Source organism: Maricaulis sp., from assembly GCF_048270265.1.
Taxonomy (GTDB): Bacteria; Pseudomonadota; Alphaproteobacteria; order Caulobacterales; family Maricaulaceae; genus Maricaulis.
Window position 1 is genome coordinate 26074 of the sequence record NZ_JBLWTD010000004.1, and the last position, 24190, is coordinate 50263.

The following is a 24190-nucleotide window of genomic DNA, read 5'->3' on the forward strand; positions in this document are numbered from 1 at the left end:
GAAAACCGCGCGCGTCACGCTTCAATCGCAAGCCGGTATGAAGCCCGGCCCGGCCGGACTCAGACCGCGCCGGAGAGCAGGTCCTTCACCTTGGCGCCGGCCTTGCCGAAATCCATCCGTCCGGCATAGCGGGTTTTCAGCTCGCCCATGCAGCGGCCCATATCCTTCAGGCCGGCAGCATCGAGTTCGGTCACGACGTCAGCGGCGGCGTCGGCGATCTCGGCTTCGTCCATCGGCGTGGGCAGGTATTCGCGCACGATTTCCGCCTCGGCCCGTTCGGCCTCGGCCAGGTCGAGCCGGCCGGCCTTCTCATAGGTCTCGGCGCTTTCCTCGCGCTGCTTCAACAGCTTTTGCACGATGGTGAGGATTTCTGTTTCTTCGCAGCCGCAGCAACGATCTTCGGCGCGGGCCGCAATATCGCGGTCTTTCACGGCAGCAGAGATCAGCCGCAGCGTCGACAGGCGCAGCTTGTCCTGTGCTTTCAGGGCCGATTTCATATCGGTGGCGATTCGATCACGAAGGGACATGGTTCAGGTTACCGTTTCTGGCGCAGCAAAGCGCCCATTTCGTCAATGATTTGATTTTGAAGTGGATTTTCTCAACGCCGCCAGGCTCTCGCCTCGGCTCGGGTCCATTGTCTTCCAGGCTCATCCTCGGAGCCGATTCTTGCGGTGCGATTATACGCCCGTTTCAAGCTGGGCGGAGATATGCTGTCTTTGCGAAAGAATCAAGACCAAACAGATATCGGCGTTTCGGGATTGACCGGACCTGTCTGGCTGACTACCTACGCGACCGTTTGGCCGCCCGCGCGTCACGGCGCGATTTCCCGCACGGCAGACCGGCTTCAGGAGCACAGCCATGTCCCAGACCACGCAGCCCAACCCGACCGGAGCCCTCGCGCTCGCCGATGGCAGCGTCTTCGTCGGTCAGGGGTGTGGCGCCTCGGGGATCGCGATCGGCGAATTATGTTTTAATACCGCGATGACCGGACACCAGGAGATCCTCTCCGATCCCTCCTATTCCGGCCAGGTCGTGTGCTTCACCTTTCCGCATGTCGGCAATGTCGGCGCCAATAGCGAAGACGACGAAGCGGCAAGCGCGCCGGCCCGCCACGCCGCGGTCGGCATGGTCAGCCGCGCACCACTGACACCGCCGGCCAATTACCGCGCCACGGAAAGCTTCGGCGAATGGCTGCGGACGCGCGGCATTATCTCGCTGACCGGCGTCGATACCCGCGCCCTCACCCGCCGCATCCGCGATCATGGCATGCCGATGTGTGCGGTTGCCCATGACCCGGCCGGCAATATCGATATCGAAGCCCTCAAGGCCAGCGCCAAAGCCGCTGCCTCGATGGAGGGCCTCGAACTGGCCGCCGCCGTGACGCGGGAATCAGAAGGTGAATGGAGCGAGGGCGCCTGGGGCTGGGGAACCGGCTTCTCCGAAGCGCCCGCCGACGGCCCGCGCGTCGTGGTGCTCGATTATGGCGTGAAGGCCAATATCCTGCGTCTGCTGGTCTCGGCCGGTGCCCGCGTTGCGGTCCTGCCCGGAAATGCCTCGGCCGAGGATGTGCTCAAGCTCTCGCCCGATGGGATCGTCATCTCGAATGGCCCCGGCGACCCGGCTGCGACCGGCGAGTATGCCCTGCCGACCCTGCGCACGCTGATCGACAGCAATATCCCGATCCTCGGCATCTGCCTGGGACACCAGATGCTCGCCCTCGCCCTGGGTGGCCGCACCGTGAAAATGCCGCAAGGCCATCACGGCGCCAATCACCCGGTCAAGAATCACGAGACCGGCCAGGTCGAGATCGTGTCGATGAATCACGGCTTTGCCGTCGATGGCGCCAGCCTGCCCAAGGATGCGGTCGAGACCCATGTCTCGCTGTTTGACGGGTCCAATTGCGGCTTCCGCCTCACCGGTAAACCGGTCCAGGCCGTGCAGCACCACCCGGAAGCCTCCCCGGGTCCGCAGGACAGTTTCGGGGTGTTCGATCGTTTTGTCGGTTCACTCAAGGTCGGCGAGCCGGCCTGAGCCCCTTCCCTCGAGCCCAAATCACGGCAAGATGGCGCGATGTTGAACCGTCGCGCCCTTCTCGCTGCCTCTGCCGCTACCGGACTTGCTGCCTGTGCCCGCACTGAGGCGCCGGACGGCATGTTGCGCGTCGCGATCGAGACCCTGCCGGACAGTCTCGACCCGGCCCTGGGTGAATTTGCCTCCGCCGCCCTGGTCTACAAACAAATCCATGCCGGGCTGACCGACTATGCCGCCGATGGCTCGGTGGCGCCCGGAATTGCGACCCGCTGGCGTGTCGCACCGGACGGGCTGAGCTGGGTCTTCACCCTGCGCGAGGATGCGCGCTGGTCGGACGGCCACCCGCTGACGGCGGACGATGTGGTCTGGTCCGCCCGTCGCCTGGTCGACCCTGAGCAAAGCTTTGCCAATCTGGGCGACTTCTTCGCCGTCGCAAATGCCCGTGCCATCCTGGCCGGCGAAATGCCGCCCGAGGCGATGGGCTTCACCGCCCTTGACGACCACACCATCGAGGTCCGGCTCGACACGCCGCTCGGCCTGTTGCCGACGCTGATGCGCGAATTCTACCCCTTTCCGCGCCATGCCATCGAGGCGCATGGCCGCGACTGGATCCGTCCGGAGAACATCGTCACCGCCGGCGCCTATACCGTCACGGCGGCCAGCCAGATGAGCATGGATCTGGCGAAGAACCCGCATTATGCCGGCGCGGCTGGCGTGAACATCGAGCGCATCCGCATCAACGCCGTGCGCGATGCCGGCACCCGTACCCGCATGTTCCGGGCCGGTGAATGTGATCTCGCCGAGAAGCCGCCAGGCAATCAGATCGGATATTGGCGCGAGCGCCTGGGGGAGCGGTTCCGAAGCTTCGACGCGCCGATCCTGCGCTATCTCAAGGTCAATCACGCCCGATCCGGGCTCGACACACCGGCCGCGCGGCGGGCCCTTTCGGTGGCGATTGATCGCGGCTTCATCGCGACGAACTTCTTCGACGATACGGCGCGGATCACCCATCGCATCATCCCGGAGCCCAGCGAGGGACTTGATCCGGTCGATCTGCACGGCTCGCGCCTGCGCCCGACCATCGATCCGGATCTGCCCGAACGCATCGAGATCCGCACCGTGCCCGGTGTCAGCGAACAGATCGCCATTGCCATCGCCGATGACTGGCGGCGCGTTGGCGTCGAGGCCGAGCTGCTGGTCAGCTATCCGACCGATCTTTACCAGGCGATCGACAGCGGCGATTTCGATATCGCGGTGGCCAGCTTCAATCGCGGACTGAAGTCCGATCCCTTCTTCATGCTCGATCCGTTCGCGCCGGACGGGTTCGCGGCGAATTTCAACTGGGTCAATCCGGACTTCGCCGCCGAGATGAATCTGGCACGCCGCGAGACCGACCCCGTCGTCCGCGCCATCGCCTATCGCGAAGCCGAACGCCTGCTCCTCGCTGACCAGGCCGTCATCCCGCTATTGCACGAGCGCGCCCACTGGCTGGTCAGCGACCGCGTCACGGGCACACGATCCGATATTCAGCCCATGTTGTGGCGCGATTTGGGGCTGGCGAGCGCCTGACCACCATCCGCCGTGAACGGATTACATGCAAAGCTTCATATAAAGTCTCGCCATGGCGGCGATTCCCGGTTAGGAACCCGCTTCAGCACTAAATCATTCCGTTCGCCCGACGCTGCCCCTCGCAGCGGCAGGTCGAACGCGCGCGCACGTGAGACTGGAACCCCATGCCCAAACGCACCGACATCAAGTCCATCCTGATCATTGGCGCCGGTCCGATCGTGATCGGCCAGGCCTGCGAATTCGATTATTCCGGGGTGCAAGCGGTGAAGGCGCTCAAGGCCGAGGGCTACCGGGTGATCCTCGTCAATTCCAACCCGGCCACGATCATGACCGATCCAGAACTGGCCGACGCGACCTATATCGAACCGATCACGCCGGAAATGGTCGCCAAGGTGATCGAGATCGAACGCCCCGACGCCCTGCTGCCGACCATGGGTGGTCAGACGGCGCTCAATTGCGCCCTCGAACTCGACAAGCGCGGCGTGCTGAACCTGTTCAATGTCGAGATGATCGGTGCCAAGGCCGATGTCATCGACAAGGCGGAAAACCGCCAGCGCTTCCGCACCGCGATGGAAAAGATCGGCCTGGAAAGCCCGCGCTCGGCCGTCGTCCACTCGATGGAAGAAGCCGAAGCCGCGATGATCGAGATCGGCCTGCCGACCATTATCCGCCCCTCCTTCACGCTCGGCGGCACCGGCGGCGGCATTGCCTATAATGTCGAGGAATACCGCCTCATCTGCCAGAGCGGGCTCGACGCCTCGCCTGTCGATGAAATCCTGGTCGAGGAAAGCATTGTCGGCTGGAAGGAATACGAGATGGAGGTCGTCCGCGACAAGGCGGACAATTGCATCATCATCTGCTCGATCGAGAATATCGACCCGATGGGCGTGCATACCGGCGATTCGATCACCGTCGCCCCGGCGATGACGCTGACCGACAAGGAATACCAGATCATGCGCTCGGCCTCGATCGCCGTGCTGCGCGAGATCGGCGTCGAGACCGGCGGGTCCAACGTCCAGTTCGCGGTCAATCCGGCCGACGGACGCATGGTCGTCATCGAGATGAATCCGCGCGTCTCGCGCTCCTCGGCCCTGGCCTCGAAGGCAACCGGCTTCCCGATCGCCAAGGTCGCCGCCAAGCTGGCCGTCGGCTATACGCTCGACGAAATCGACAATGACATCACCAAGGGTGCGACGCCGGCCAGTTTCGAGCCGACGATCGATTATGTCGTCACCAAGATCCCGCGCTTTGCCTTCGAGAAATATCCCGGCGCCGAAGCGACGCTGTCGACCTCGATGAAATCGGTCGGCGAAGTGATGGCCATCGGCCGCACCTTCCAGGAAAGCATGCAAAAGGCGCTGCGTTCGCTGGAGACCGGCCTGTCCGGCTTCGACGACATGGATCTGCCCGGCGTCGAGGAAGCGGTTGACGAGACCGCCCGCAAGCAGGCCGTTCGCGCGGCGCTGGCCATCCCGAGCCCGGACCGCTTGCTGGTGATCGCCCAGGCCTTCCGTGAGGGGCTTTCGCTTGAGGAAGTGCGCGCGGCATCACTGTATGAACCCTGGTTCCTGCGTCAGATCGAGGAAATTGTGCTCACCGAGGGCGATGTCGCCACGCTCGGCCTGCCTACGGATGCAGCAGCGTTCCGTGCCCTCAAGGCGATGGGCTTTTCCGATGCGCGCCTTGCCTATCTGACCAAACAGGAAGAAAGCGCCGTCCGCCACGCCCGCCGGGCGCTGGGCGTGCGCCCCGTCTTCAAACGCGTCGACACCTGCGCCGCCGAGTTCGCCTCGCCGACGCCCTATATGTATTCCTGCTATGAAACGCCCGCCTTCGACGGCACGGCCGAGTGCGAATCCGAACCGACCAACCGCCGCAAGGCGATCATTCTCGGTGGCGGACCCAACCGGATCGGCCAGGGCATCGAGTTCGACTATTGCTGCTGCCACGCCGCCTTTGCCTTCGCCGACATGGATATCGAGTCCATCATGGTGAACTGCAATCCGGAAACCGTCTCGACCGATTACGACACCGCCGACCGTCTCTATTTCGAGCCGCTGACCATCGAGGACACGCTCGAACTGATCGAGACGGAACGCTCCAACGGCACCCTGCTCGGCGTGGTCGTCCAGTATGGCGGCCAGACCCCGCTCAAGCTGGCCAGCGAACTGGAAGCGGAAGGCGTGCCGATCCTCGGCACCGCGCCGGACGCGATCGACCTGGCCGAAGACCGCGAGCGCTTCAAGGAATTGCTCAACCGGCTCGATCTGCGCCAGCCGCCCAATGTGATCGTCCATTCCGAGGACGAGGCGCGTGCCGCGGCCGAGAAGCTCGGCTTCCCGCTCGTGCTGCGCCCCTCCTATGTGCTCGGCGGCCGCGCGATGGAAATCATCCGCGAGACCGACAGCCTGGAGCGCTATCTGCGCGATGCCGTCAATGTATCCGGCAAGTCGCCGCTCCTGCTCGACCGTTATCTCACCGATGCCGACGAAGTCGATGTCGATGCGATCTGCGATGGCGAGACGGTCTGGGTTGCCGGCGTGATGCAGCATATCGAAGAAGCCGGCGTCCATTCCGGCGACAGCGCCTGCTCGCTGCCGCCCTACTCCCTGTCGGCCGAGATGATCGCCGAACTCAAGCGCCAGACCGTCGCCATGGCGATGGCGATCGGCGTCAAGGGGCTGATGAACGTCCAGTTCGCGGTCAAGGACGGCGATATCTTCGTGCTGGAAGTCAATCCACGCGCCTCGCGCACCGTGCCCTTCGTCGCCAAGGCGATCGGCCAGCCCGTCGCCAAGCTCGCCGCCAAGGTGATGGCCGGCGCCCGCCTGGCCGATTTCAAGCTCAAGGATCCGGCGCCGAAACATGTCTCGGTCAAGGAAGCCGTGATGCCCTTCGCCCGCTTCCCCGGCGTTGATCCGGTGCTCGGGCCTGAAATGCGCTCGACCGGTGAGGTCATGGGCATCGACACCTCCTTCGAGGCCGCCTTTGCCAAGGCCGAACTCGGTGCCGGCATCCACCTGCCGCGCAAGGGCAGTGTCTTCATCTCGCTGCGCGAGGGTGACAAGGCCGCGATGATCGAACCGGCACGTGTGCTGGCCATGCTCGGCTTCACCATCCTGGCCACAGGCGGAACGGCGAAAACCTTTGCCGATGCGGGTGTTCCTGTGACGCGAGTCAACAAGGTGTTCGAAGGCCGGCCTCATATTGTCGACCTGATGAAGAATGGCGAAGTCCAGCTGATCTTCAACACCACCGAAGGCCGCCAATCGCATCTCGACAGCTATTCGATCCGCCGCAGCGCGCTGGAAGCAAAAATTCCTTGCTACACAACCGCTTCGGCGGCCCGGGCAGCCATCATGTCGATGCGGCGCATTGAAGAAGGCGCACTTGAACCGCGGGCTTTGCAGACCTACTCTTGATGGTATGCAGCTCTGGCGCTAGCCTATTTTTATTTCCCGTAGTTAAGTGGTCGCATGAACAAGATCCCTATGACCGTCGCTGGGCAAAAAGCCCTCGACGAAGAACTGAGACGTCTCAAAAGTGAAGAACGCCCGGCGGTGATCGCGGCGATTTCCGAGGCACGTGAGCATGGCGACCTCTCCGAGAACGCTGAATATCATGCGGCCAAGGAACGCCAGGGCTATATCGAAGGCCGGGTGCAGGAGCTTGAGGACAAGCTCGCGCGCGCCCAGGTGATCGATGTCACCAAGATGGGCGGCACCACGGTCAAATTCGGCGCCACCGTCACCGTGCTCGATGAGGACACGGAAGAAGAGGCGACCTACCAGATCGTCGGCGAGGACGAGGCCGATGTGCATGCGGGGAAGATCTCGATCTCCTCGCCGATCGCGCGCTCGATGATCAACAAGGAAGTCGGCGACGTCGCCGAGGTCAATGCGCCCGGCGGACTGAAATCCTATGAGATCATGAAAGTCGAGTGGGGCTGAGACCCGCTTCCGTTAAAACCAACTAAAACGGCCGGAGCGATGCTCCGGCCGTTTTGATATGTCTGCCTTGTCCTTGCTGGCCCTATTCAAGCCCCGGTACATGCCCGCGCGGATCCAGACGTTCGCCCGCATGGCGCAGCTCGAAGTGAACATGGGGACCGGTCGCATTGCCAGTCGTACCGATCTGGCCGAGCTCTGCGCCGGCATTGACCGGGTCCCCGGCGACGACGTCAATGTCGGAGAGATGGGCATAAAGCGTCACCCAACCCTCACCATGATCGATCGCGACAAGCAGGCCCCAATCCTGTGAACCCTCATAATTCCAGCCTGCATAGGTCACCATGCCAGGCCCTGCGGCATGAACAGGCGTTCCCTGCGGCGCTGCGAGATCAATGCCGGTGTGCCTGCCGGTACGCCCGCCGGAGCGGCGGCGCACCTCGCCGAACGGGCTGTAGATCGCGGCGTCCGCGACGGCCGCGGTAAACCGCGCATTCGAGGGGGACGAGGACATGAACTCCCCGGGCAGGCTCACGCAGGCGACCAGCGAACTCCCCAGCCCGAGCGTGACCAGCAGGGCGGCGAGCAGGACGCGGCCGGTTCGAACGCGAACCCGCGGGCCGTCCGGGCCGGGCTGAAGTTCGGAGAATGCAATGGCTAGGCGTTCAGGCATGGTCATTTTCCCAGCCTAGCATCGACTCCCCAACCCCGGGTGAACAAGGCGAAACAATCCTGCTCAGCGCAAGCCGGGAATGACTCCAGCCGGATCCACGCGCTCGCCATCATGGTGCAGCTCGACATGCACATGCGGTCCCGTCGAATTGCCGGTTGTCCCGACACGGCCGATCTGCTGGCCGGCAGCAACCTGGTCGCCGGCCACGACATCAAACCCGTCGAGATGGGCATAGATCGTCTCCCAGCCATCGCCATGATCGATGGCGATCGTATTGCCCCAGGCATCCGAGCCATTATAGCCCATCCCGGCCTGGGTCACGGTTCCGGAACCAGGCGCCACGACCACTGTTCCGCTCGGAGCGGCGATATCCGTGCCGCCATGAAAGACCGGTGCACCTGCTGGCCGTGCCGGGCGTGGGCCATAGGCACTGGTGATCCGCCCACTCAGGATCGAGTGCGGCAGCTCCGGTGCGGCGGCCGGCGTGCTCAGCTGGCGTTTCCCGCCATTGTGCGTGACAGCCTCCGGCGCCTCGACAGTGACGTTCAAGGTCGTGGGCATCTCCGGGTCTGCTTCAGCCGTGACGATGAATTCAAGCGCGCCCGACGGATCCGTACCGGTATTCGAGGCCGTCACCTCCACGCGCCGGTTGCCCTGGGGCTGCGTCGTAACGGAGCGTGCACCCACCGCACCGTTACGCCCCGCAGAATCCAGTTCTCCGGCGGGCGAGACAACGGTCACAATATATTGCCCATCCGCGTCAGGATCGGCCGCGACATGAACATCGAGATTACGCATCGCGCTTTCGCTCACCCCTTCGCTGGGTGTCACGTCGACAACCAGATTTCCCAGATCATCCCGACGAACATTGCTGTTCAGGACGAGCACACGGTCGGGCGCGGCCTGGAGCGGGACGGCGGGATTGGCTGCCGCCCGCTCGGTGACCGCAGTCTGTGCGCAGGCCACCGGAAGGAATGCGGCAACAAGGGCAAGCGTCAGAAGGCTTGCAGACGGGCGCGTGCCGGCCCCGCGCTTGAGTATGGCTTTGATACGCATTTCTCGATGCCTCCTGTCTTCGGTTCCGAAAGCGGAGACAGGCTGGGCCGTACTCCGCATCATATTGATCAAGGCCGCCGCATAGGACTTGCGGTCGGCGTCGCCGAGAGACTCCAGGCTCTCGGCATCGCACGCGATTTCACGGGCCTGGTTCAGCCCCTTCTCAATCCAGCGCAGGGGCAGGTTGAACCAGAACACGGATACCAGCCCCTCGCCGAGCAACCGGTCGCGCTCGTCGCCACGGCGCAGATGGGTCAGCTCGTGTGTCAGCGCAAAGCGGGTCGCATCCGGGTCGGCAAACAGGCTTTCCGGCGCCACGATGCGCGGCACCCAGCCCGTCAGGAAGGGTGATGTGGTACGAGGCGTGATCCGGAACTCGGGCGCCCGCACATTGAGGCGACGGACAAGCCGGTCGAAGATTCCGCGCTCGGATGGCGATGCGGGGCGCGTTTCCCGCAAATAGCGCTCCATCCACCGGCCCCGGGCGACCGCTCCGGAGAGGGCGACACCCAATCCGATGCAGTACGCGACTGCCGCGAAAAGCTTGAGATGGATTCCCTCCAGCAACCGGACTTCCAGAGGCGTGACCGCCTGCCGCTCCCCGGCAGGCTGGGCCGCATATTGAAGGTCGAAACCGGCATCCGTCCCTCCGGCGGCCGGGGCGATTTCAGGTAGAAAATAGATGGCTGGCGCAAGCAAGACCGGCAGGATGGCGACCAGCCGCGCGACCCGCCAGACACCGGCCGGAAGCGGCTGGTTGCGCAGTTCAAATCCTCGGCAAAGGGCATAGGCCACGCCTCCGGAGAACACCGAGAGGACCGCGCCCACCAAAAGAGCCGTCAGTAAACCGCTCATTGTTCGCCCTCCCCGTCCTTCGTCTCCGCCTCGAGCAGACGCGTCAGCGCCTCGGCCTCATCCTCGGAGAAGAGCCGGCTATTGACGAAAGCCGTCGCCGGCAGCGGGCCATCGAGATCGAGCACATTGGCGGCGAAATCACGGATCATCTGTCCCATCAGCGCGACCTTGCCGACCTTCGCCTTGAACACCGACAGCCCGTGGACATCGGCCCGTTCGACCAGGCCCTTCTCGGTCATCCGCGAAATCAGGGTGCGGGTGGTCGAATAGGACCAGCCCGTCTCGCTCTCGACCTGCGTATGAACCTCCCGCGCGCTCTGTGGCCCGGCAGCCCATAGATGCTTGAGAATGGCCAGTTCGGCCGGGGAAGGAGCAGATTGGGTCGCGGATCGGGTCATGATGTCTTCCGTCACAGTTGCGCTACACTTGTAACGCATGTGACATCTGTAGCGCGCGCCTGTCAAGGGGCTTGCGGCGCTTGACCCGGACCGGGCCGCACCGTTTAACTCCCGCATGGTTGAAACGCTGGCCCAATCCCCTGCCCCGATCTGCTGGGTCGTCTCCGATGGACGCCGCGGCATCGAAAACCAGGCCCTCGGCCTGGCCGAGGCTGTGCAGGCGCAACTGGCGGCACGCGGCAGCAAGCTGCGGATCGGCCGCGTCGTCGCGCACAAGGACAGCTCTGTCGCCCTGCCCGATTGCGGACCGCCGGACCTGTGGATCGGGTGCGGCCGCGCCGCGATCCCGCTGGCGGCCCGGCACCGGCGTACTTTCGCCAACGGCTTCTTCGCCTATGTGCAGGACCCGCGCGGCCACTACCGCAATTTCGACCTGATCCTCGCGCCCGCGCATGACCGGCTGGTCCGGCCCAATGCTGTGGCCATGATCGGCTCACCCAACCGGATTTCGCAAACGCTGCTGGATGAGGGGCGCGCGAGTTTTGCGGCGCAGGTCGACGCCCTGCCGGGCCCGCGCGCAGCGGTCCTGATCGGCGGCGATTCAAAGCGCTTCCGGCTGACCCCGCGTATCGCGGACTACCTCATTGCCCGCCTCAAGGACCTGCTGGCACAGGATCTGAGCCTGATGATCACGGTCTCGCGGCGAACACCGAAAGCACTGTGTGAGCGGCTGGCCGAAACATTCGGCACGCACGACCGGGTCTGGCTGTTCGATGGCGAGGGCGAAAATCCCTATTTCGCCTTCCTCGCCGCAGCTGACTGGATTTTCGTCACCGAGGAATCGACCAATATGCTGGTCGAGGCCAGCGCTACGGGCACACCCGTCTACGCCCTGCCGATGGACGGTTCGGCCGGCAAGTTCACCCGGCTGCATGCTGCGCTGGAAGGCCGGGGTGCGATGCGTCCCTGGCTCGGCAAGCTGGCGACATGGACCTATACTCCTCTGGCGGAAACGCAGCGGGCCGCCAGCGTGCTGATTGATCGCTGGCAGGCGGAGACAGCGTCCCCTGCCCTGAATGATGGAGAAGCCGCATGACCAATTTGCTCGTATCCTTCCTGTCCCTGTTCGGAGTCGCCATGTCGGAGCCCAATTCAGATTCAATCGTCAGCCGTCATGGCGATGTCGCCCTCGCCAGCCAGCCGAGCGAGGCTGATCTCGACGCCTGGGCGGCAGCCGGCACGGTACTCGTGGTCAATTCGCGCACGCCGGAAGAGACGGCCGGCCTGCCCTTCGACCTGCGCAGCGCTGTCGAGAGCCGCGGCATGCGCTATGCCGAACTGCCGATTGGCGGATCCTCGGGCGCCAGCCCGGCCCTGACCGGCGAGCTCACCGAGCTTCTGGCTGGCTCCGATGGTCCGGTGGTGATGCATTGCCGTTCGGGCACCCGCTCGGCCCACCTCTACGCCGCCTATCTGATCAGCCAGAACCCGGCCACCTCGGCCCCGTTCGATACCATGAACTGGCCCGGCGGCCGCGATATGGGCATGGTCCGCGCCATGACGCCGGCACCGCTCAACCGCTAGCGCTGCCAAACGCGGCGGCAAGCAGCAAAAGAATCCCTATATAGGGGCCGCGCCTGAAGCGGCGACTGCCCCCTGTCTGCAAGATTGAGGAATTCACATGTCCGAGACGCGCCATTCCCGCCTGATCATCATCGGTTCCGGTGCAGCCGGCTATACCGCCGCCATCTATGCCGCGCGCGCCATGCTCGAGCCGGTCCTGATCTCGGGCCTGCAGCCGGGTGGCCAGCTGACCATCACCTCGGATGTCGAGAACTATCCCGGCTTCGCCGATGTGGTCCAGGGCCCCTGGCTGATGGAACAGATGCGGGAACAGGCCGAGAAAATGGGCACGGAGATGGTGTCCGACCTTATTGTCGAGGCCGACCTGAAAACGCGCCCCTTCGTGCTCAAGGGCGATAGCGGCACCATCTACACCGCTGACGCCGTCATCATCGCCACCGGTGCCCAGGCCAAATGGCTGGGTCTGGAGAGCGAGCAAAAATTCCAGGGCTTCGGCGTCTCGGCCTGTGCGACCTGCGACGGCTTCTTCTATCGTGGCAAGGAAATCGTCGTGGTCGGCGGCGGCAATACCGCCGTCGAGGAAGCGCTCTTCCTGACCAATTTTGCCTCCAAGGTCACGCTGGTGCACCGCCGCGACAGCCTGCGGGCCGAGAAGATCATGCAGGACCGCCTGTTCAAGCACCCGAAAATCGAGGTGATCTGGGATTCTGAAGTCCAGGAAGTGCTTGGGGATATGGACCCGCCGGGCGTCACCGGGGTGCGCATCCGCAATCTCAAGACCGGAGATGTCAGTGACATCCCTGCGCACGGTTTCTTTGTCGCCATCGGGCATGCGCCCGCGACCGAGCTCTTCCTCGATCAGCTGGAAACCAAACAGGGCGGCTATCTCGTCACCGAGCCCGGCACCCCGAAAACCTCCATCCCCGGCGTGTTCGCCGCTGGCGACGTGACCGATGACATCTACCGTCAGGCGGTCACCGCTGCGGGAATGGGCTGCATGGCTGCGCTCGAAGCCGAGCGTTATCTCGCGAGCCAGGAATAGAAACCAGGCTCACAACCCGCAATATGTCCAATTAGACATTGGAGTTTGCGGTTGCTTGCTGCTAGGAGCCTTCCCTTGTCCAGACAACCGCTACGGGTCCGATCCATCATGTTGCGTTTCCTTTCCTGCCTTCTCGTCCCGGCCATGCTGGTCGGCACAGTGTCCGCCCAGGAGACACAATCCGCGGACGGTCTCGACCAGTTCCGCCAGTTCAATCCGGATTCGACCCAGACGATCGACTTCGAAGCCTGGTCCGAAATTCTCAATGACATTATCCTGCGGGTTCCACGCTCGCGCCGCGTACCGGCCATCGGGCGTCCCGAGACTACGGGTTCGCTGATCTATCGGGGCAATAGCACCCGCTACCGTTACGAAGCCAATCGGGTGATCTATCACCTGATCGACGATGATTATGAAACCGCTATCCGCGAGTTCCGCATCGCGATGGAAAGCCTGCCCGCACGGCTCGATTTCAGCAATCTCAACAGCGACGAACAGCTCGCCTACTGGCTCAATCTCTACAATGTCGCCGTGATCGAACACATCATGGGCCGTTACCCCGAGACCCGTATCAACCGCACCCGCGCTCTCGGAACGGGCGAGTCCCTGTTCGAAGCCAAGATCCTGACAGTCGCCGGCGTCCCCCTCAGCCTTGATGATATCCGTCTGCGCATCGTCTATCCGCAATGGGATGATCCACGCGTCATGTACGGATTTCACAATGGTTCGATCGGTGGTCCCAACATCCGCCGCGACGCCTATAGCGGTTCCGACGTCTGGAACCAGCTCGACAGCAATGCCCGCGACTTCATCAACTCCCTGCGCGGCGTCGAGAACAGCAGCAACCGGCTGCGCGTGTCGCACATTTATGAAGACGCGCAGATGCTCTTCCCTGATTTCGAAACGGACCTGCGGGCCCATCTGACGCATTATGCCAATGAGTCGACAGCGCTGCAGCTCGAGGGCGACCGCCCGCTCGCAACCGACGTGGTCGAATGGCATATCGCCGACATGACCAACGGTGTCATCGGTTGCACCGGAAGCGGCAGCCCGATGACGACGACGGGCACCAACAATCCCAATGTGTTCAACCTGTCGTCACTCAATTGCAACGTGATCCCCCAGACCGGTCTCTTCCTCATGCAATACCTGTTCGAGGAACGCATGCGCCTGATCCGCGAGAATCGCCTGGGCACCGTCGACACGATTGATATCGAGACCCCCTCCGAGGAGCCCGTCATCAACCTGACGCCAAGCTTTGGCGGCAACCGGCAGGACAATCCCGAAGGCTGACGGCCTGCTCTTCCATCCCGCCCGTGAAGGACGCCTCATGATCAGCCGCCAGATCGGTCAAACCGGAATTTTCGTCAACGCCATCGGCCTGGGCTGCATGGGATTGTCGGAATTCTACGGGCCGGCCACAGAGACGGCCGACGCCATTGCCCTGCTGCAGGGCGCGGTTGAAGCCGGGGTCAATCATTTCGACACGGCCCAGCTGTATGGCATGGGCGCCAATGAGCGCCTGCTCGGGGAGGCCTTCAAGGACCGGCGCGACAAGGTCGTTATCGCGACCAAGTTCGGTCCGACCCGTGATCGCACCACCGGGGCCTTCACCGGCGTCGATGCCTCCGAGGCGAACATGCGGGCCGCGATCGAGGAGTCCTTGCGCTTCCTGCAGACCGATCATGTCGATCTCTACTACCTGCACCGTATGGACCAGAGCCGGCCGATCGAGGATACGGTCGGCGCCATGGCCCGGCTGGTCGATGAGGGCAAGGTGCGCGCACTCGGCCTGTCCGAAGCATCAGCGGAAACGCTGAGGCGCGGCAACGCCGTCCACCCGATCAGCGCGCTGCAATCGGAGTATTCCCTGTTCAGCCGCGATATCGAGGACGGCCCGCTGCCGGCCGTTGAGGAGATCGGCGCGACCCTGGTCGCCTATTCCCCGCTCGGACGCGGTTTCCTGACCGGCCGTTTCACACGCAAGAACCGCCCGACAAACGACTATCGTTCCGGGGCCTATCAGCCGCGCTATGCTGATGATGCCTTCGAGGCCAATCTCGCGTTGGTCGAAGAGGTCAAGTCCGTCGCTGGCGCCATCAAGGCTGAGCCGTCCCAGGTCGCCCTGGCCTGGGTCCTGTCCCGCAGCGACCAGGTCGTCACCATTCCGGGCACAACCAGAATGGCCAATCTCAGACTCAATCTCGGGGCCGCAGACCTGACCCTGTCCGCCGAACAGACCGCCCGGCTCGACCGGCTGGCCGAACAGGTCAGTGGAGAGCGTTATCCCGAACAGGGCATGCGCAATATCAATGTCTGAACCAGGCCAAAGGCGCGTGCTCACACAGGCTCGTACAACACCGGCTTCTGCAATACCCACCCTGCCTGTAGAGTGGCTCCGGACCCGATAGCCAACTGGGAGGCTGCAGCGCATGGACTGGGACAAGCTGAAGACTTTTCATGCCGCGGCACAGGCCGGCTCGCTGACCCGGGCTGCCGAGATGCTGGGCATGTCACAATCGGCCGTCAGCCGCCAGATCGCAGCCCTTGAGGAGGATCTCGGCGCCTCGCTCTTCCACCGTCACGCGCGTGGACTGATCCGCACGGAGCCGGGCAATCTCCTGTTCGAGGCCGCCCGCGAGATTGCAGCCAAGGCCGCCATCGCCGAGGCCCGCGTACAGGATGCCCGCGACGAGCCTTGCGGCGAACTCAAGGTCACCGCACCGACAGCCCTGGGGGCCATCTGGCTCGCCCCCCGTCTGGCGGAATTCCACACTGAGTTCCCGCAGATCCGGATCCGCCTCATGCTCAACGACTTTGAGCTTGATCTGGCAGGACTGGAGGCCGAGGTCGGCATCCGTCCATGGCCCTCGACGCAGAACGACCTGGTCCAGCGCAAGCTGCTGAGCGTTCACCAGCATCTCTATGCCAGCCATGACTATGTCGAGCGCAAGGGCATGCCGGATACCGCGGCCGATCTCGACCATCACCCGATCATTCACTACGGGCCACCGCAACTGGCCCCCATTCCCGGCCTGGACTGGGCTGCCAAGGTCGGCCGCGAGGCCGGACAGGCGCCGCGACCGGCTGTGATCGAGGTCAACACGATCTACGGGGTGATGAAGGCGGTCGAGGCGGGCATGGGTATCGGCGCCCTGCCCGACTACGTCGCGCGGGAGAACAGCAAGCTCCAGCGAATCCTGCCCGAGCTTGATGGTCCGGATTTTGAGGTCTTCTTCGTTTACCCCAGCGAATTGCGGGGATCGCGGCGCATTGTGGCCTTCCGGGACTTCCTGATCGAGCAGGCCCGGCGTTGGGAAAGCTGAATCCGGCGGCCAACGTGCAAATGCATGGCTAAAATGTGGCGTCGTCCCGTTTCTGCATGGGAATTATGTAGAATCGTCTCTGGTGCTGCGCTGCAGCACGGCGCATATAGCTCCCACAGACGCGGTGGCGACACCGCCTCCTTCCCTTCGATGGGATTCGCATACCCCTCCTCCCCGTGAGGTATGCAAATTGCGCCGGGCCCTCCCCCTCCCCCTTGGGTCCGGCGCCCTCATTTCAGGCTTCCCCAAGCCCAGACACGAAACTGCCCCGGCCAACAGGCCGGGGCTTCTTCGTTTCAGGGCCAGATTTGCCAGCTAGATCAGCCAAGTGTCGAGCGCAGCATCCAGGCGTATTTCTCGTGCGCCGTCAGACGCGGGCTGAGGACGTCGGCGGTGGCATCATCGCCCGTGGAATTCGCCAGCTCCAGCGCCTTGCGGATCGTGGCGACCACAGCTTCATGGCCACGCAGGAGATCGGCGATCATCACGTCGGCCTTCTGGGCCTTGCCCTCGGCGGAAACGGTCGCGGCGGCAGCCATGGCCGCATAGGAGGCCGGCGCCTTGAAATCGAGAGCGCGGACGCGTTCGGCAATCTCGTCGGTGGCGAGCCACAATTCATTGTATTGCTGTTCGAACAGAAGATGCAGATCGTGGAACCGCGGGCCGGTGACGTTCCAGTGGTAGACATGTGTCTTGAAATACAATGCATAGGTATCCGCCAGCACGGCGGTCACGGCGTTGGCCATTGCGGTGCGTTGGTCGTCTGTCAGGCCCATATTGATGCTCATGATCAGTCTCCTCTTGCCAGATGCGGCGGGGGCCGCATCGCTCGATACCTATATGGGTGCGCCTGTCACATAATTCCAATCAGGATTTATTGGCGCATCCATAGATTTTTCTTATTTCGCCACCAGTGATGCGCAGAAGCGCTGGATGCGGACCCCGGCCTCCTTGAGCAGCTCATCCGAGGTCGCATAGGAAATGCGAAAACCCGGCTCGAGCCCGAAAGCGACCCCGGGCACGACAGCGACGGCTTCGGCATCCAGCAAGGCGGAGCAGAAATCATTATCGTTCTTGATCTCCGTCCCGTCCGGCGCGGTCTTGCCGATCGTCCCGGCGCAGTCGGCAAAGACGTAGAACGCGCCCTCGGGCGTCGGCGCCACAAGCCCCTGGGAATGATTGACCCAGTCGAGCACCATATCACGCCGGCGCAGGAAGGCGGCATTGCGCGCTTCCAGAAAAGAGTGATCGCCATTGAGTGCGGCGACCGAAGCCCATTGGCTGATCGAGCAGGCGTTGGAGGTGGTCTGCGAGATCACCTTGCGCATGCCGTTGATCAGCTCGACCGGACCGGCGGCATAGCCAATGCGCCATCCGGTCATGGAATAGGCCTTGGAGACGCCATTCATGGTCAGTGTGCGGTCCAGGAGTTTCGGCTCGACCTCGGCGATAGTGGCGAATTTGAAATCGCCATAGACGATGTGCTCATACATGTCGTCGGTCATGATCCAGACCTGCGGATGCTTGAGCAACACGTCAGCCAGCGCACGCAGATCGTCAGCGCTATAGCCCATGCCGGTCGGGTTGGACGGCGAGTTGAGGATCAGCCAGCGCGTTTTCGGCGTGATCGCGGCGGCGAGTTCGTCGGCCGTGATCTTGTAGCCATTGCCGATATCCGTCTTCACGCACACCGCTTCGCCGCCCAGCAGACGCACCACTTCCGGATAGGTCACCCAATAGGGGGCCGGAATGATGACTTCGTCACCCGGATTGAGGGACGCGGCAAATGCGTTGAAGATCACCGGCTTGCCGCCGGGCGCGACGTGAACCTGCGCCGCGGTGTATTCCAGCGAATTGTCGCGGCGGAATTTCTTGACGATCGCGTCCTTGAGTTCGGGGATGCCATCGACGGCCGTATAGCGCGTCTCATTGCGGCGGATCGCATCGATTGCCGCTTCCTTGATGTGATCGGGCGTGTCGAAATCCGGCTCGCCGGCTCCGAGCGAAATGACATCAATACCCTTGGCCTTCAGATCGCGCGCCTTCTGGGTCACGGCGAGGGTCGCAGACGGTTTGACGCGCTGAAGCGCGGCGGAAGGCACGAATGTCATCGGGAATGTCCTGAATCGGGCGGTTGATGTTGCGCAAACCTAATCCCCGCATTTGCACCCGCCAATCCCCGCAACCGAGGGAAATGCGCAAAACGCGACTTCTGCCGCAAAAACTTGCAGGAAATTGCTGCGATGCAACACCCGGTAGCACGCCCCGAGATCGCCCCAATTCTCCCCGCAATGGCCGCAAACCCGCCCCGTGACGCGCAAACTCGCGGCCCAGCCTGACCATGGACAGGGTGATCGGCCATCCGTTTCAAACACGCGCAGCGGGTGGCCGGTCAAAACACACAGGGGTAGACGCACATGACTTCCGGACACTCACGCAAACCCGCTGGCGGACAGGCCTGGCTGGGACTGGTCACCGCGATCGCCGTGCTGGGCGCCAGCATTTTCTTCTGCTCAGGAGCGCGTGCGGACACACCGCCCGCCGCGCAGCTGACCACCGAGGCCGGCCTGGTCCGTCTCAGCGAGATCAATGAGGGCGCGCTTCTGCTCAAGACCGTAGAAGGCGGGCTCTACGTCCCCGCACCTCTGGTTGCGACCGATATCGAGCTCGACATTGCCGGCCCAATCGTGCGTGCCACCATCACCCAGCGCTTCGAGAACCCGTCCGAGGCCTGGGTCGAGGGCACCTATGTCTTCCCGATGCCGGAGGATAGCGGTGTCGACCGGCTGCGCATGCAGATCGGCGACCGTTTTATCGAAGGCGAAATCCATGAGCGCCAGCAGGCCCGCCGGATCTACGAGACGGCGCGTGCCAATGGCCAGCGCGCCAGCCTGGTCGAACAGGAACGCCCCAACATGTTCACCACCTCGGTGGCGAATATCGGGCCCGGTGAGACCATCATCGTCCAGATCGAATACCAGGATGTCGCCCGCCTCGTCGACGGCACGTTCGAGCTTCGCGTGCCGCTGGCCATCACGCCGCGTTATATCCCGCAGCCCGAGGGCTTCGTCTTCGCCTCCGACGGTGGTGATCGCATGGCGACCCTCGCTGACGCGATGCGGGTCACCCCGCCACTCATGCATCCGTCTGCCGAACCGGGCGTTTTCCTGCGCCTTCCGGTTACCATCCATGCCGACCTCCAGCCCGGCTTCGCACTCGGCCCGGTCGCCAGCCGCTATCACGCGACCCTGGTCGACCGTTCCGAACCCGACCATGCCGTCATCTCGCTGGCAGACGGCCCCATCCCCGCCAGCCGCGATTTCGTGCTCACCTGGCGGCCCGCCGACGAGACCGCCCCCAGCGCCGCCCTCTTCACCGAGGAGCTGAATGGTCAGACCTATCTTCTCGCCCAGGTCCTGCCGCCGGCGACGCTTGGTGCCGACACGCCGCGGCGGCCGCGCGAGACGATTTTCGTAATCGACAATTCCGGCTCCATGGCCGGGGCCTCGATGCGCCAGGCACGGCAGGCTCTGGTCGCTGCCCTCGACCGGCTCGAGCCCGGCGACCGCTTCAACCTGATCCGCTTCGACAATACGATGGAGCGTGTCTTCCCCACCGCCGTCGACGCCACTCCGGCCAATATCGCCCGGGCCCGCAGCTTCGCCTCACGGCTGGAGGCGCAGGGCGGAACGGTGATGCTGCCGGCGCTGCGGGCGGCCCTCGCCGACGACACGCCGGAGGACACGACGCGGGTGCGCCAGGTGGTCTTCCTCACCGACGGAGCGATCGGCAATGAGGCCGAGCTCTTCACCGCGATTGATCAGGAGCTGGGCCGGTCGCGCCTCTTCCCGGTCGGGATCGGTTCGGCGCCCAACGCCTATTTCATGAGCCGCGCCGCCCGGCTTGGCCGCGGCACATTCACCCATATCGGTGATGTCAATGAAGTCGCCGGCGAGATGGAGCGCCTGTTCACGGCGCTGGAACGCCCGGTCATGACGCAGCTGGACGCCCTCTTCCCCGCCGGCGCCCTGAGCGAGATCTGGCCCGCACCGCTGCCCGATCTCTATTATGGCGAGCCCGTTCTGCTGACCGCCCGTCTCGCCGGGCCGGAGGGCATGATGCGGCTGGAGGGCCAGCTTGCCGGATCGGCCTGGCAGCAGGATATCGCCCTCGCCGAGGCGCGCGCCGCCCATGGCGTCGCCACCCTCTGGGCCCGCAATCGGATCCGTGCGCTGGAGGAAACGCGCTTCCAGGGCGCCACGCCCGCGTCCATCGACGCCTCGGTGCTGGAAACAGCCCTCGATTTCCACCTCGTCACCCGGCTGACCAGCCTTGTGGCGGTCGATGCGACCCCGGCCCGCCCGGTCGGTGATCAACTGGTGCAGCGCGACGTGCCACTGATGGCCCCGCAGGGCTGGGATTTCGAAGCGGTGATGGATGACCGCATCGAACCGGTGCAGCACGCCGCCCTTGATGCCGGGCTGCTCGCCCGCCTGCGTCCCGGCCAGGATCCGGACGCAGCACCGGTCGACGCCGATGGCATCCCGCTGCCGGCCACCGCAACTCCGCGCGAATTCATGATGGGGCTCGGAGGCCTGCTGATGCTGATCGCCCTGATCTGGCTCATCGCCAATCGCGAGCGGCGCCTGTGGTGAGGTTCAAAACCATCATCGCGGCGCTGGTCTTGATCACCGGTGCCGCGATCTTCGGCCAGGGGCTTTTCCTGACCGCGAAAGCAGAGTTCGCACAAATCCTGCTCGCAAGGGCCTGGACGCGTGCGATCGACGGAGAGATCGCGGCCACACCATGGCCCTGGGCCGATACCTGGCCCGTGGCCCGGCTCTCCGTCCCTTCCCTGGGCGAGCACGCCATCGTGCTCGCCGAGGCCGGCGGCGAGGCCCTCGCCTTCGGTCCCGCCCTGCTGACCGTCTCAGCCACGCCCGGCGAGCCCGGCACCACCATCATCGCCGCCCACCGCGACACCCATTTCGAATTCCTCAGGGAGCTCAGTGTCGGCGACTTGGTCATGCTGGAGACACCGAGCGGCGCGCTGATCGAGTACCGCGTCACCGGCATGCAGATCGTCGATGCCGCCCGCTCCGGCATCGAGCCGGAAAGCGGCCCCTCGCGGCTGGCGCTGGTGACATGCTGGCCGTTCGGTGCGCTCACGCCCGGACCCCAGCGCTATATGGTGTGGGCTGAGCCGGTCACCGGGCCCGCCTCGACTTCCTAGGCACCGGTTCGCGCTGCCGCCGCCCCCGCCGCGGCTGTCGGGCCCCTGTGTCGCCAGCACCCCGCCTGATGCATTCCCGTCTCCAATTGCCGTTCCAGGCTGAAGACGCCCCTTGACCTCAGTTTGGTAATGCGACTTATTCGCATTCACAAAGTTGGCTCGCTCTGGGGGAATATGTGTGATGATGGATCTGGTTCCGGTTTGGCTGGTGCAAGGTGGTTGGGTGATCTGGATTCTGGCCGTCGGGTCAGTCGTTTCCATCGCCGCCATCATCTATGTTTTTACGCGCCATGCAGCCGCGCGACTGGCCCTGTCGCCTCGCCGGACCGAGGCGCTGCTGGAGACCGTGCTCGGTCCCGAAGGCGGGATTGCCCGGACGCCCTATGAGATCCTCGCCGCAACGGCGGGCAAGCTTCGCCGCGCCGGAACTCCGCGCCAGGAAATTCTCGACGAACTGACCATCCTGGCCACCGAACAATTGAACGATCTTCGCACCGGGATGCGGCTGTTGGAAGTCATCGCCGGCGCCGCTCCGCTGATGGGGCTGCTCGGCACCGTGCTCGGCATGATCGAGGCCTTCAAACAGCTTGAGATGGGCGGCAGCCAGATTGATCCCTCGGTGCTCTCCGGCGGCATCTGGCAGGCCCTGCTGACCACGGCGGCCGGTCTGATCGTGGCCCTGCCGGCCCTGATCGCCTGGCACCATTTCGACCGCGGCCTGGAAAACGCCCGCATCGCCATGAACGCGCTTCTGGCCCGGATTTCCAACGCGCTGCGGGCGGCGGACCGTGCGGGTTCCGGCAGCTAGGGCTTGCGCGATGATTCCCGAACCCAGTTCCAGGCGCAAACCCGCCGCCGGCCTGACGCCGCTGATTGATGTCGTCTTCATCCTGCTGATCTTTTTCATGCTGGTGGTGCAGTTCAGCGAGTATCAGCAAGTGCCGCTGACCGTTGTGACCACGACCTCGGCGCCGGTCGCGGACAATCAGGACAACTGGATCGTGACCGTCAATGGCGGCGGCAATTGCCGGCTGCGCCAGGCCGAGATGAGCTGCGAAGCGGCCCTCGCCGCCCTGCCCGAAATCCTGGCGAATCCCGTCGTGATCCGCTTTGCCGACACCGCCACCCTGGGTGAGGCCATCGACCTGCAGACGCGGCTGATCGAGCGCGGCTATGCCGTCAGTTTCGGCCTCACCAGCGCGGAGGATGCGCCATGAGCGGACAGGCCGACCTTATCGCGCGCCAGGAAACCCGCCGCCCACCGGTCGAGGCGGCCTTGCCCCTTATCAATATCGTCTTCCTGCTTTTGACCTTCTTCCTGATGGCCGGCAGCCTGCAATCGCCGATCGAGAAATCCATCATGGCACCGACCCAGGCGGTCGAGTTCGACGATGTCGAATTCTCACCCGGCGACTGGCTCTATCTCGCCGCCGATGGCCGGCTGGTCTTTCGCGGCGAAGAGATCGCGCTCACCGATATCGCCGCCACACTGATCCAGGATCGCGGCGTGTTGTTCGCCGATGCGCAGACCCCCGGCGGCACCGTCAACGCCATGCTGCGCGCCTATGAGGACGCCGGTTCGCAGGGCATTTTGCTGATCACCGCGCGGGAGACCCCCGCCGATGGATAAGCTCTCCGCCCTGGTCGCGGCGGCCTTGCTGCATGTGGCCGGCCTGACCGCGGTCCTTCTCATGTCGGCCCCGCAAGGCCAGCCTGTGCCGGAAGGTGGCGCCGAGGTGGCAGCGCCCGCAGCAATGCGCCAGGTCAGCCTGGTGCGCTTCGCCCCGCCGCCTGCGCCCGCCCCGCCCGCGCCGCAACCGGTCGAGACGGAGACCATCCCGCTCGACGCTGTCTCCGACACGGTCCTGCCCGAAGCAGTCGAACCACGCCCCGAGCCCGTCCGGCCCGCCCCCATACCTCAGGAACCCGAGCTTCAACCCGAGCCGGAGGCCGAGCCCGAAATCGAGCCGGAACCCGCCCCCATGGATCCGGTCGAACCTGAAGCCCTGCCCGAAACCGACACCCCGCCCGATCCATCCGCCACGCCGGTCGACGGCACCACAGAGCCCGGCCCGCTGCAACAGACCGGTCCCGCCACCACCGAAGCGGCCACGGACCAGCCCGCCGCAACGCGTGGCGCCCGCTCCGGCCGCGAAGGCCGCCGCGCGGCGCGCGAGCAACGTGATTATGTCCGCGCCCTGATGGCAGCCCTGGTCGAGCATCGCGTCTATCCGCCCGAACTGATGCGCGCCCATGTCGAAGGTGTTGTGCGCGTCCGTTTCACGATCGATCGCAACGGCAATGTCCTCTCCGCCAGCCTGGCGGAAACCTCCGGCCATGACGGGCTCGACCAAGCGGCGCTGGCCGTGCTCGAGCGCGCCAGCCCGCTACCCCCCATTCCCGATTCCATGGGCCTGGAGCGGCTCACCATCACGCTTCCAATCGAATTTTCTCTCATCACCGACTGACACCAGGA

The 24190-nt window shown here is 64.3% G+C and carries 22 protein-coding genes; 16 read left to right on the forward strand and 6 right to left on the reverse strand.

Features of this window, described 5'->3' with window-relative positions:
• Positions 1 to 59 precede the first annotated feature (59 nt).
• Positions 60 to 527 (reverse strand): GatB/YqeY domain-containing protein, encoded by a 468-nt coding sequence (locus ACN0YF_RS03105; RefSeq protein WP_417482767.1) that lies wholly within the window; start codon positions 525 to 527, stop codon positions 60 to 62.
• A 331-nt stretch (positions 528 to 858) separates the two neighbouring features.
• Here ACN0YF_RS03105 and carA point away from each other — a divergent pair, with 331 nt between their 5' ends.
• The 4 genes from carA to greA all read left to right on the forward strand — a co-directional run bounded on the left by carA (position 859) and on the right by greA (position 7550).
• Positions 859 to 2031, forward strand: coding sequence for a glutamine-hydrolyzing carbamoyl-phosphate synthase small subunit (gene carA, locus ACN0YF_RS03110; RefSeq protein ID WP_417493308.1), 1173 nt, complete (start codon positions 859 to 861; stop codon positions 2029 to 2031).
• Between the two features lie 39 nt (positions 2032 to 2070).
• A complete protein-coding gene (locus ACN0YF_RS03115; RefSeq protein WP_417493309.1) occupies positions 2071 to 3600 on the forward strand; it encodes a peptide ABC transporter substrate-binding protein in 1530 nt (509 codons plus the stop codon).
• Positions 3601 to 3764: 164 nt separating this feature from the next.
• Positions 3765 to 7022 carry a carbamoyl-phosphate synthase large subunit gene (gene carB / locus ACN0YF_RS03120; RefSeq protein ID WP_417493310.1) on the forward strand — a complete coding sequence of 1086 codons (3258 nt, stop codon included), beginning with the start codon at positions 3765 to 3767 and terminating at the stop codon, positions 7020 to 7022.
• Between the two features lie 54 nt (positions 7023 to 7076).
• On the forward strand, positions 7077 to 7550 hold the full coding sequence (gene greA / locus ACN0YF_RS03125; RefSeq protein ID WP_417482771.1) for a transcription elongation factor GreA: 474 nt from the start codon (positions 7077 to 7079) through the stop codon (positions 7548 to 7550).
• 82 nt (positions 7551 to 7632) lie between these two features.
• Here the strand turns inward: greA and ACN0YF_RS03130 are convergent, their stop codons facing one another.
• From ACN0YF_RS03130 to ACN0YF_RS03140, 3 genes are all read right to left on the reverse strand, one after another.
• Complete coding sequence (locus ACN0YF_RS03130; protein ID WP_417482772.1) at positions 7633 to 8220, reverse strand: M23 family metallopeptidase; 588 nt, start codon at positions 8218 to 8220, stop codon at positions 7633 to 7635.
• A gap of 63 nt (positions 8221 to 8283) precedes the next feature.
• Positions 8284 to 10131 (reverse strand): peptidoglycan DD-metalloendopeptidase family protein, encoded by a 1848-nt coding sequence (locus tag ACN0YF_RS03135; protein WP_417493311.1) that lies wholly within the window; start codon positions 10129 to 10131, stop codon positions 8284 to 8286.
• Entirely contained in the window at positions 10128 to 10529 is a 402-nt protein-coding gene (locus tag ACN0YF_RS03140; RefSeq protein WP_417482774.1) for a BlaI/MecI/CopY family transcriptional regulator, read from the reverse strand. The genes ACN0YF_RS03135 and ACN0YF_RS03140 overlap by 4 nt, the downstream gene beginning before the upstream one ends.
• 115 nt (positions 10530 to 10644) lie before the next feature.
• Between ACN0YF_RS03140 and ACN0YF_RS03145 the strand changes: the two genes are divergently transcribed.
• The 6 genes from ACN0YF_RS03145 to ACN0YF_RS03170 all read left to right on the forward strand — a co-directional run bounded on the left by ACN0YF_RS03145 (position 10645) and on the right by ACN0YF_RS03170 (position 16481).
• On the forward strand, positions 10645 to 11625 hold the full coding sequence (locus ACN0YF_RS03145) for a mitochondrial fission ELM1 family protein (protein WP_417493312.1): 981 nt from the start codon (positions 10645 to 10647) through the stop codon (positions 11623 to 11625).
• Complete coding sequence (locus tag ACN0YF_RS03150) at positions 11622 to 12113, forward strand: beta-lactamase hydrolase domain-containing protein (RefSeq protein ID WP_417482776.1); 492 nt, start codon at positions 11622 to 11624, stop codon at positions 12111 to 12113. The genes ACN0YF_RS03145 and ACN0YF_RS03150 overlap by 4 nt, the downstream gene beginning before the upstream one ends.
• Before the next feature lie 97 nt (positions 12114 to 12210).
• Positions 12211 to 13155, forward strand: coding sequence for a thioredoxin-disulfide reductase (trxB, locus tag ACN0YF_RS03155; RefSeq protein ID WP_417482777.1), 945 nt, complete (start codon positions 12211 to 12213; stop codon positions 13153 to 13155).
• 108 nt (positions 13156 to 13263) lie between these two features.
• Positions 13264 to 14448 (forward strand): DUF547 domain-containing protein, encoded by a 1185-nt coding sequence (locus tag ACN0YF_RS03160; RefSeq protein ID WP_417493313.1) that lies wholly within the window; start codon positions 13264 to 13266, stop codon positions 14446 to 14448.
• A 37-nt stretch (positions 14449 to 14485) separates the two neighbouring features.
• Entirely contained in the window at positions 14486 to 15475 is a 990-nt protein-coding gene (locus tag ACN0YF_RS03165; RefSeq protein ID WP_417493314.1) for an aldo/keto reductase, read from the forward strand.
• Positions 15476 to 15587: 112 nt separating this feature from the next.
• Positions 15588 to 16481, forward strand: coding sequence for a LysR family transcriptional regulator (locus tag ACN0YF_RS03170; protein ID WP_417493315.1), 894 nt, complete (start codon positions 15588 to 15590; stop codon positions 16479 to 16481).
• 320 nt (positions 16482 to 16801) lie between these two features.
• Here ACN0YF_RS03170 and ACN0YF_RS03175 read toward each other — a convergent pair whose 3' ends face one another.
• On the reverse strand, positions 16802 to 17269 hold the full coding sequence (locus ACN0YF_RS03175) for a Dps family protein (RefSeq protein ID WP_417482781.1): 468 nt from the start codon (positions 17267 to 17269) through the stop codon (positions 16802 to 16804).
• A 111-nt stretch (positions 17270 to 17380) separates the two neighbouring features.
• The gene (locus ACN0YF_RS03180; protein WP_417493316.1) at positions 17381 to 18592 is read right to left on the reverse strand and encodes a pyridoxal phosphate-dependent aminotransferase; all 1212 of its coding nucleotides are present in this window, start codon (positions 18590 to 18592) and stop codon (positions 17381 to 17383) included.
• Positions 18593 to 18898: 306 nt separating this feature from the next.
• Between ACN0YF_RS03180 and ACN0YF_RS03185 the strand changes: the two genes are divergently transcribed.
• The 6 genes from ACN0YF_RS03185 (at position 18899) to ACN0YF_RS03210 (ending at position 24182) form a co-directional block, all read left to right on the forward strand.
• Positions 18899 to 21136 (forward strand): marine proteobacterial sortase target protein, encoded by a 2238-nt coding sequence (locus ACN0YF_RS03185; RefSeq protein WP_417493317.1) that lies wholly within the window; start codon positions 18899 to 18901, stop codon positions 21134 to 21136.
• A complete protein-coding gene (locus ACN0YF_RS03190; protein ID WP_417493318.1) occupies positions 21133 to 21714 on the forward strand; it encodes a class GN sortase in 582 nt (193 codons plus the stop codon). Before ACN0YF_RS03185 ends, ACN0YF_RS03190 begins: the two co-directional genes overlap by 4 nt.
• 181 nt (positions 21715 to 21895) lie before the next feature.
• Entirely contained in the window at positions 21896 to 22522 is a 627-nt protein-coding gene (locus ACN0YF_RS03195; protein WP_417493319.1) for a MotA/TolQ/ExbB proton channel family protein, read from the forward strand.
• A gap of 10 nt (positions 22523 to 22532) precedes the next feature.
• Positions 22533 to 22931 carry an ExbD/TolR family protein gene (locus ACN0YF_RS03200; protein ID WP_417493321.1) on the forward strand — a complete coding sequence of 133 codons (399 nt, stop codon included), beginning with the start codon at positions 22533 to 22535 and terminating at the stop codon, positions 22929 to 22931.
• On the forward strand, positions 22928 to 23344 hold the full coding sequence (locus ACN0YF_RS03205; RefSeq protein WP_417493322.1) for an ExbD/TolR family protein: 417 nt from the start codon (positions 22928 to 22930) through the stop codon (positions 23342 to 23344). Before ACN0YF_RS03200 ends, ACN0YF_RS03205 begins: the two co-directional genes overlap by 4 nt.
• Positions 23337 to 24182: an energy transducer TonB gene (locus tag ACN0YF_RS03210; RefSeq protein WP_417493323.1), complete on the forward strand. Its 846-nt coding sequence runs from the start codon at positions 23337 to 23339 to the stop codon at positions 24180 to 24182. The genes ACN0YF_RS03205 and ACN0YF_RS03210 overlap by 8 nt, the downstream gene beginning before the upstream one ends.
• The last annotated feature ends 8 nt before the right edge of the window (positions 24183 to 24190 follow it).

Bases quoted from the DNA above. Each gene is read 5' to 3' on its own strand.
- ACN0YF_RS03105 (WP_417482767.1), bottom strand. From the start codon at position 527: ATGTCCCTTCGTGATCGAATCGCCACCGATATGAAATCGGCCCTGAAA.
- carA (WP_417493308.1), top strand. From the start codon at position 859: ATGTCCCAGACCACGCAGCCCAACCCGACCGGAGCCCTCGCGCTCGCC.
- ACN0YF_RS03115 (WP_417493309.1), top strand. From the start codon at position 2,071: ATGTTGAACCGTCGCGCCCTTCTCGCTGCCTCTGCCGCTACCGGACTT.
- carB (WP_417493310.1), top strand. From the start codon at position 3,765: ATGCCCAAACGCACCGACATCAAGTCCATCCTGATCATTGGCGCCGGT.
- greA (WP_417482771.1), top strand. From the start codon at position 7,077: ATGAACAAGATCCCTATGACCGTCGCTGGGCAAAAAGCCCTCGACGAA.
- ACN0YF_RS03130 (WP_417482772.1), bottom strand. From the start codon at position 8,220: ATGCCTGAACGCCTAGCCATTGCATTCTCCGAACTTCAGCCCGGCCCG.
- ACN0YF_RS03135 (WP_417493311.1), bottom strand. From the start codon at position 10,131: ATGAGCGGTTTACTGACGGCTCTTTTGGTGGGCGCGGTCCTCTCGGTG.
- ACN0YF_RS03140 (WP_417482774.1), bottom strand. From the start codon at position 10,529: ATGACCCGATCCGCGACCCAATCTGCTCCTTCCCCGGCCGAACTGGCC.
- ACN0YF_RS03145 (WP_417493312.1), top strand. From the start codon at position 10,645: ATGGTTGAAACGCTGGCCCAATCCCCTGCCCCGATCTGCTGGGTCGTC.
- ACN0YF_RS03150 (WP_417482776.1), top strand. From the start codon at position 11,622: ATGACCAATTTGCTCGTATCCTTCCTGTCCCTGTTCGGAGTCGCCATG.
- trxB (WP_417482777.1), top strand. From the start codon at position 12,211: ATGTCCGAGACGCGCCATTCCCGCCTGATCATCATCGGTTCCGGTGCA.
- ACN0YF_RS03160 (WP_417493313.1), top strand. From the start codon at position 13,264: ATGTTGCGTTTCCTTTCCTGCCTTCTCGTCCCGGCCATGCTGGTCGGC.
- ACN0YF_RS03165 (WP_417493314.1), top strand. From the start codon at position 14,486: ATGATCAGCCGCCAGATCGGTCAAACCGGAATTTTCGTCAACGCCATC.
- ACN0YF_RS03170 (WP_417493315.1), top strand. From the start codon at position 15,588: ATGGACTGGGACAAGCTGAAGACTTTTCATGCCGCGGCACAGGCCGGC.
- ACN0YF_RS03175 (WP_417482781.1), bottom strand. From the start codon at position 17,269: ATGAGCATCAATATGGGCCTGACAGACGACCAACGCACCGCAATGGCC.
- ACN0YF_RS03180 (WP_417493316.1), bottom strand. From the start codon at position 18,592: ATGACATTCGTGCCTTCCGCCGCGCTTCAGCGCGTCAAACCGTCTGCG.
- ACN0YF_RS03185 (WP_417493317.1), top strand. From the start codon at position 18,899: ATGACTTCCGGACACTCACGCAAACCCGCTGGCGGACAGGCCTGGCTG.
- ACN0YF_RS03195 (WP_417493319.1), top strand. From the start codon at position 21,896: ATGATGGATCTGGTTCCGGTTTGGCTGGTGCAAGGTGGTTGGGTGATC.
- ACN0YF_RS03200 (WP_417493321.1), top strand. From the start codon at position 22,533: ATGATTCCCGAACCCAGTTCCAGGCGCAAACCCGCCGCCGGCCTGACG.
- ACN0YF_RS03205 (WP_417493322.1), top strand. From the start codon at position 22,928: ATGAGCGGACAGGCCGACCTTATCGCGCGCCAGGAAACCCGCCGCCCA.
- ACN0YF_RS03210 (WP_417493323.1), top strand. From the start codon at position 23,337: ATGGATAAGCTCTCCGCCCTGGTCGCGGCGGCCTTGCTGCATGTGGCC.